The sequence below is a fragment of the Bacillota bacterium genome, assembly GCA_012842395.1.
Lineage (GTDB): Bacteria > Bacillota > SHA-98 > UBA4971 > UBA4971 > UBA6256.
Genome location: DUSX01000056.1, coordinates 1 through 6,302, shown reverse-complemented (window position 1 = coordinate 6,302; position 6,302 = coordinate 1). Strand labels below are relative to the sequence as shown.

Annotated in this window: 8 protein-coding genes; 3 read left to right on the top strand and 5 right to left on the bottom strand. The window is 57.5% G+C overall.

Annotation, left to right across the window (positions count from 1 at the left end; genetic code table 11):
- Positions 1-110: 110 nt before the first annotated feature.
- Positions 111-569: a hypothetical protein gene (locus tag GX515_13410; GenBank protein ID HHY33990.1), complete on the bottom strand. Its 459-nt coding sequence runs from the start codon at positions 567-569 to the stop codon at positions 111-113.
- Entirely contained in the window at positions 566-784 is a 219-nt protein-coding gene (locus GX515_13405) for a hypothetical protein (protein ID HHY33989.1), read from the bottom strand. The genes GX515_13410 and GX515_13405 overlap by 4 nt, the downstream gene beginning before the upstream one ends.
- Positions 785-1,020: 236 nt before the next feature.
- On the opposite strand from GX515_13405, the gene GX515_13400 reads away from it, so the two are divergent.
- The gene (locus GX515_13400; GenBank protein HHY33988.1) at positions 1,021-1,224 is read left to right on the top strand and encodes a hypothetical protein; all 204 of its coding nucleotides are present in this window, start codon (positions 1,021-1,023) and stop codon (positions 1,222-1,224) included.
- Positions 1,225-1,478: 254 nt separating this feature from the next.
- Here the strand turns inward: GX515_13400 and GX515_13395 are convergent, their stop codons facing one another.
- Complete coding sequence (locus GX515_13395) at positions 1,479-2,054, bottom strand: hypothetical protein (protein ID HHY33987.1); 576 nt, start codon at positions 2,052-2,054, stop codon at positions 1,479-1,481.
- Positions 2,055-2,853: 799 nt separating this feature from the next.
- On the opposite strand from GX515_13395, the gene GX515_13390 reads away from it, so the two are divergent.
- Both GX515_13390 and GX515_13385 read left to right on the top strand, forming a co-directional pair.
- Positions 2,854-3,612: a phosphatase gene (locus GX515_13390; protein HHY33986.1), complete on the top strand. Its 759-nt coding sequence runs from the start codon at positions 2,854-2,856 to the stop codon at positions 3,610-3,612.
- 272 nt (positions 3,613-3,884) lie between these two features.
- Positions 3,885-4,760, top strand: a complete 876-nt coding sequence (locus tag GX515_13385; GenBank protein ID HHY33985.1) for a hypothetical protein — start codon at positions 3,885-3,887, stop codon at positions 4,758-4,760.
- A 194-nt stretch (positions 4,761-4,954) separates the two neighbouring features.
- On the opposite strand, the gene GX515_13380 is transcribed toward GX515_13385, so the two are convergent.
- Positions 4,955-5,602: an AAA family ATPase gene (locus GX515_13380; protein ID HHY33984.1), complete on the bottom strand. Its 648-nt coding sequence runs from the start codon at positions 5,600-5,602 to the stop codon at positions 4,955-4,957.
- 356 nt (positions 5,603-5,958) lie between these two features.
- Positions 5,959-6,302: helix-turn-helix domain-containing protein (locus GX515_13375; GenBank protein ID HHY33983.1), on the bottom strand; the 344-nt coding region annotated here is incomplete at its 5' end.

The following is a 6,302-nucleotide window of genomic DNA, read 5'->3' as shown; positions in this document are numbered from 1 at the left end:
GCGCGGGGGCCACCGAGTTCAATGCCCCACCCCTCGAGCCCCATAAGCCCCAGGACCAAGCTTGTCCCAATCGTCGTGGGATTTCGCGTAGCACACCCCCGCTTGATGTTTCATGCGTTTGCTGCCTCGCTCGTGGTGGCGTTGAGAACCGCGCCCCTCAGGCGCATCCGTAGGAGCGGCAACTCCCGATAACCTGCCACGCGTCGGAACCTTCGCTCTGCTTCCTTGAGCCCTGCCAGTGTCCACCTCAAAACCTGGTTTCCACTACGCCACCTCTTGACCCTGCGCGCGGTGGTCCCTGCCGTTTCTATGGCGGACTCGATGGAATTCGTCGAACGTAGGGTGCGCCGGAGAGCGCCTGTCAGCATGAGCCTGTTAATAGTTATCGTCTCCTCCACCCCCTCGCGCAGGCTTGCGGCGGCCCCAGGGTAGTTCTTCTCCAAAGAGTCTGCCAGTGCCTCAAGTGCTTTCCTCGCCGTGTTGGCGTCAGGCTCCACCGAGGCGGCTGCAAGCTTGCCCTTCACCCAGGGGCGCTGTTCCTCAGGGAGATAGTCAAGAACGTTCCTCATCTTGTGAACCTGATACCTCTGGACGGGAACACGATTCCCGAGCACATCTCGAGTGTGTTGAGCCCTACCTCTACGCGCAGCGCAAGCAGCCCGTATTTGGCCCTCTGGCGTATCGCCTCCAGGCTCAGCACCACCTCGCGGGAGATTGATGTTTGCGTTGCGTCTTCTTTCGTGTCGGTCCTTCCGGTCTTGCTCTTCCCGTAGTATGCTGACATCGGTGGCTCCCCCCATTCTTCCACAGCTCCGTTTTATCGCAACGAAGCCGGGAGCCGCTACCTCAAATTCCACGAACTTTGGGGCATCCTCATAGGATTTTATCTCCAGTATAACCTACGAACTGCGAATCGGGGGTCGGCCCTTCCATTATGTCTTTTATGTTAGCGTACACAGCATGAGGACATGGTGTCGGCCAAGTTGATCGCGGGTTATCCCTCTCCTCTTCTCAGGCCTCATGCACACTTTCCGCCCTGAAGAGGCGCTGAAAGAAGCTGTCGCACCTGAGCCCGTGAAGCTATCATGCACGGAGCTACCTCGCTGGATCAGGGGGCCGGTATCCAACCCGATGCGCCGGGTAGAGGCATCCAAGATTCCTCTGTGGAGCGTTGCAAGGTACTGTTGGGATCCTGCCTCATATTCCCTACGCATACCAGCTTGAAGGATAGCCTATTCGAGGATGTTGCACAGACCTTGGCAGGCTACTTTAAGCTAAAGGAGGGAGCCGAACAGGATAAACGGTGCCGAAACTTCGGCCTCTACTACGAGCCCAAGACAGACACATTTGGGGTTACGCTGTTTTTGTTAGATGGGCACGATCCAAGGAGAAAGCCCCTGAAAGGTCGCAAGCGCTGCCTCTTTGCCGTCCGCGGTGAAACACCTGAAACGGACTTTTCCTCACGCCCGGCATCACATCTACTGCTGCCTCTGGAGTGCGGCACCTGGCAGAGGGAAAAGTTCTTGCGTCCAGCACTGGAAAACCCGCGCATGGTACGAACTGCGCGATTGTGCGGGAAAGCTGATGACTTCCATCTCCATGTAACGTTCCAGTATCCTTGTCCTCCTCCCGTCCAACCCCGTACCATTCTGGCTGTCGCCGTGGATAGGCGTCCGCTCGTTGAGGTATCCTTCACAGACCTGGAAGGTACGGAGATTACCCAGGCTGTTGTGCCGGGTGATATGTGGTGGCGAGAACAGCGGCGCCAACGCGAGGTTAGAAGGGAAACCCAGCAGCGGGGTAAGAACTGCAACTTTAGCTTCTAGGGCATCAATGACAATATCCTGCGTCTGGTCGCCAACGAGATCGTGGACCTTGCGCACACGTACAAGTCGCAGGTTGTCATGCTTGATAGGAACGGTCGTAGAGCCCTGGACGGTGATCTGCGTGCCAGCATGTGCTAGCCCGGCGCTAAGTCCGACAACGACCACGATTGCCAGGAGAAACGCGACGTTCCTCATCACGGTCTTCGTCTTTCGTGGTCCTCCTTGCATTCTAGTGCAGTCCTTAGGACGGCCAAGGTATGTCTTCAGGGGATTCCACTCGTCCATGACGTCATCTGTCTCCGGGTTTTGCCTTACGGGTCTATTCGGTTAGCACACGGGCGGAAGCCCGTGTTGTTTTCAGTTGCCTTCGGTCAAACCCATTATTGCACACAGGCACTAAACTGGTATGACATGTGTGTTCGAGATGGTAACACACGCGTTAATGGTACGTGAAAGCTATAGATAACCAAGCTCGAGCTCAGAAGTTGCGTGCGACGCGAAGGGCATGGACAGCGGGCGAGCCAGCCGAGCGCCCGCGGACATCGTGTTAACTTCGGAGTCGGGTATCTATAGCACTGCTTTGTTACGTAGGCAGCCGCCATCCAATTCGGTGGCCGGCGGCGCAGCTGACCTGTCCCGCAATCCGCCTTCGAAGGCCCATAGGCGGCTGCCTCTGCGATCGGATTGTCACGCGCTGCCGATCTGGCAGAGTAGTACCGGGCGTACCAGCTTCGACTGGAGTAGATACAACGATGACGGCTCCGACGCGGGTCTTGTTAAGGCATCATTAGGACTTTTGTAACAAGTATTCACAGCCGCGCAATGGGGGTGTAAAGACCCTGTGCTACGCTTAGCACAGGTAATCCGGTGCCGAGTTCAGGTAGTCCGGGGCACCGCAAGTACGCTCTGACACGGCGGGCCATACGGACTTAACTTGCAGGGTCAAGCAGGTGCAACAGACTGCCTGTTGGCGCCGGACAGGACCAGGGCATTCAAGAACCACATGAAAGGAGGGACATTAGTCAGAATGAACATGACAGCGGATCTACACGTGCACACTGTCGCAAGTGGACATGCGTACAGCACCATCCTGGAAATGGCGAAGGCAGCGAAGGCGCGCGGTCTCAAGGTTATCGCCGTAACGGATCACGGCCCCGCCATGCCGGGTGGACCGCACCCTTACTACTTCGGTAACCTGCGGTCAGTCCCAGACACAGTCGGCGGGGTGCGCATCCTCCGGGGCGTGGAAGCCAACATCCTCGACCCCAGCGGCAGTCTCGACCTCGGCGATGCTTGCCTCTCGGGCCTGGATTTCGTCGCTGCAGGCATCCATCCGGACACAGGGTACAGCGGCCGTAACGCACGGGACAACACCCGGGCAGTGGTAAACGCGATGCAGAACCCTCATGTCGATATGATCGTGCACCCGTGTAGCCCCGGTTACCCAGTCGATATGGAGCAACTGGTTATGGCGGCGGCGCACTTCGGGGTTATACTCGAGCTGAACGCTCGGTCGTTCTCGCCTTATATGATCGGTCGGCGCGACAGCCGGGAGCTATGCACCTGCATGGGAAGGCTTGCCAGAAAGCACGGCGTGCATGTGGCGGTCAATAGCGATGCACACTTTTTCACTGAAGTAGGCGTTGTGGACCAGGCTCTTGCCATCGCCCGCGCGGCTGACCTCACCGAAGAGCACATCATCTGCGCGAACCCGGTGCGTCTCGCCAACTTCCTTGAGCAAAGGAAGACTCGCCTCCGCACCGTGCCGCTTCACACCGCGGTCTAGGCAGTCCGATTGGGAAGGCAGGCTCAGGGTAGAAGCCTATCAGGCAGTCTTCGGCTGGCCTCTCTCAGTCTCGGGTCGACCCTCAAAAAGGTTGGTCTCTATACCGTCTATCGCAACCCGAGGCGTGGGCGGTTGCCCGGTGGCAAAGCGGGCTAGCGCATTCGCAAAAGTGACCTGGACCGCTTTCTCGCTGCTGGGACGTCGTTTGCAGGCGAGGAAGTGCGGAAGGGTGATGTATGAATGGGGGCTCACTCCAGATGAGGGAGGAGAACATGTTGGATACCAAACTGAATTCCGCCTATGTTCTGTCGAGCATTATCGCAGTCTTGACCCTGGTTGCAGCCGCGGGTGGGCTTTTCATCGACGACCTGTACCGGGACGACACCTTTATCACGGTAGGATGGTACGGCAATGACCTGGTGACACTCGTTGTAGCTGTCCCGCTGTTGGTCGCGGCGTTGATCCTTTCGATGTGCGGCTCGCAGCGAGCACAGCTGGTCTGGCTAGGGATGCTGGATTATACGCTTTACAATTACGCGTTTTACCTTTTCGGGGCTGCTCTCAACCGATTTTTCCTGGTTTATGTAGCCCTGTTCACGCTGTCGGTTCTTGCGCTCATCTTCGGCCTGGCGAACGTCGATGTCAATGGAATCAGCCAGAAATTCCAGGCCAGGACACCTGTCAAATGGATCAGCGGTTACATGATGTTTTGGGCTGTTTTACTGGGGGTAGCGTGGATCGCCCAATCGCTAGATTTCGTCGTAACCGGGCAGCTTCCGCAGAGTGGTTTAGATGAGGGCGGTTTCAAGCTGGTGGCCGCTCTGGATTTATCGCTTGTGGTACCGGGCCTCGTGTTGGCTGCAATCTGGCTGTGGAAGCATCGGCCCTGGGGATATGTGCTGGCAGCTATGTTCAATGTCAAGGGCGCCACTTACACCCTGGTTTTAACCGCCGGTTCTTTATACCAGGCTAATGCAGGTATAGAGGGAGCCGCGGATCTGGTGCCGTTATGGATTTTTCTCGGCGTAGCCTCCCTAATTGGTTCCGTGCTCTTGCTGAGGAATATGCAATCCACAGAAAAGCAGGGTGAATCCATACATTTGGAGGACGAGATTTCGTCCTTTGGTGTCGACGCCAGAGCACAGTGACGGCGGTTACGCCGGCGGAATTGGCACCACGGGAAAGTGAGGAAGCCCCGGCGCGAGCCAGGGCTCCGGTATATGGCGGGTTAATGCGGGAGTCGCCTCGCTTGTCTGGGCGGAAATCGCAGGTGCTCGTTTGGTGGCCTCGACCTCTTGGCTTTTTCTGTGATGAGGACCGTGTTCATGGTTTCTCTCCTGTGTTATAGAGCGAGTTCCTCCATGACGCGCTTTAGGTTATCGTTGTCCACGAGTTGCTGCTTGTGGGCGTATGCGTCCATCAGGCACCCCTTGCACAGGCGTGCCACGAGCCATATTGCACCCCTAGAGTAGTCGTAGATGCGGTCTATGACGTCATCCGGGAAAAGGGGCCTTGGGCAGCCTGCCATTTTGAGCTCGTGGGTGATGTATGGCTTGATCTCGGACCTATCCATGCCGGCAAGATGGTATTGCACCTCCACCCTCCGGAAGAGCCCCTGGAGGGAGCGCAGACGCAGCGTTGTGCGCATTTGGGGCTCGCCTACGAGACTAAGACTGAAAGGGGAGGACGAGTCCATCTCGAAGTTCACAAGGCATCGGATCTCGCAGAGCATGTCGTGGGATAGCTCGTGGGCTTCGTCTATGGCAAGCACGAGATCCACCCCTTTTGCGGCAAGGCCCTCGACACACTCTCGAAACTGCCTTTTCATCTTGACTGAGAAGTGCGCCGGGATCACGCCGAGCCCGGTCAGGACATTGTCATAGAAGACACGCTCGGTTACGTTCCGGCCGGACACGTAGATGAGCTTGTACCTTGAGTCTGGAAGGGAGGCGGCAAGAGAGCGCAGCACCGTGGTTTTCCCACAGCCCACCTCCCGTGTGAGGACTGAGATAGCATGCTTTCCTCGACACTACTGGTGAGATGAGACTGTAGCGAAACGATGCAATGTCCTGCCTGAGTTTATCGTCCATGGCTTGAGGGCTCCTTTCAGAGGCCACTATAGCACCGGCGCTGCCTGTAAACCATGACACGGTTTGTTGTAAAGGCCGAAAGATGACCCCGGGCGGAGCCAGTCCTTGCCAAGTGGCACTCTCTTTGCCCGAAGCTAAGGTAGCGCCGGACAGCTCTACATCGAATTCCGGCCGTTTTCGCGACCACACCGGACTCAAATGGCGAATCCAGTACATGCCAAGCATCCCGGCGCTTACAAGACCGGACATGTTTGCATCAGAGGTAGTAGAAGTTGGAGGAGTTCACCCTTGGGAAGACCCCCGGAGCGCCACAAGTCACAGTGGCGCCGCAGAGGATGTCGCCCAGGTCGAAGAGGAGGAGCATGAGGCCCCTTGTTCCCTCGGCCTTCACTTTCGGCCAGGTCACCATGGTGGTAAGCTCCGCCACGAGGTTCGATACGAGTGACACTACACCGCCGAGGACGCGCCTTGCACGCGCCACCCATCGAGAGACGGTGCGGGCATCCACACCCGCCTCCTCGGCAGCCTCTTCAATGGTGGCCCCTTCCGAGTATGACCGTATGCAGGATTCCCGTACCTCCGTGACATGGTGCAGATACG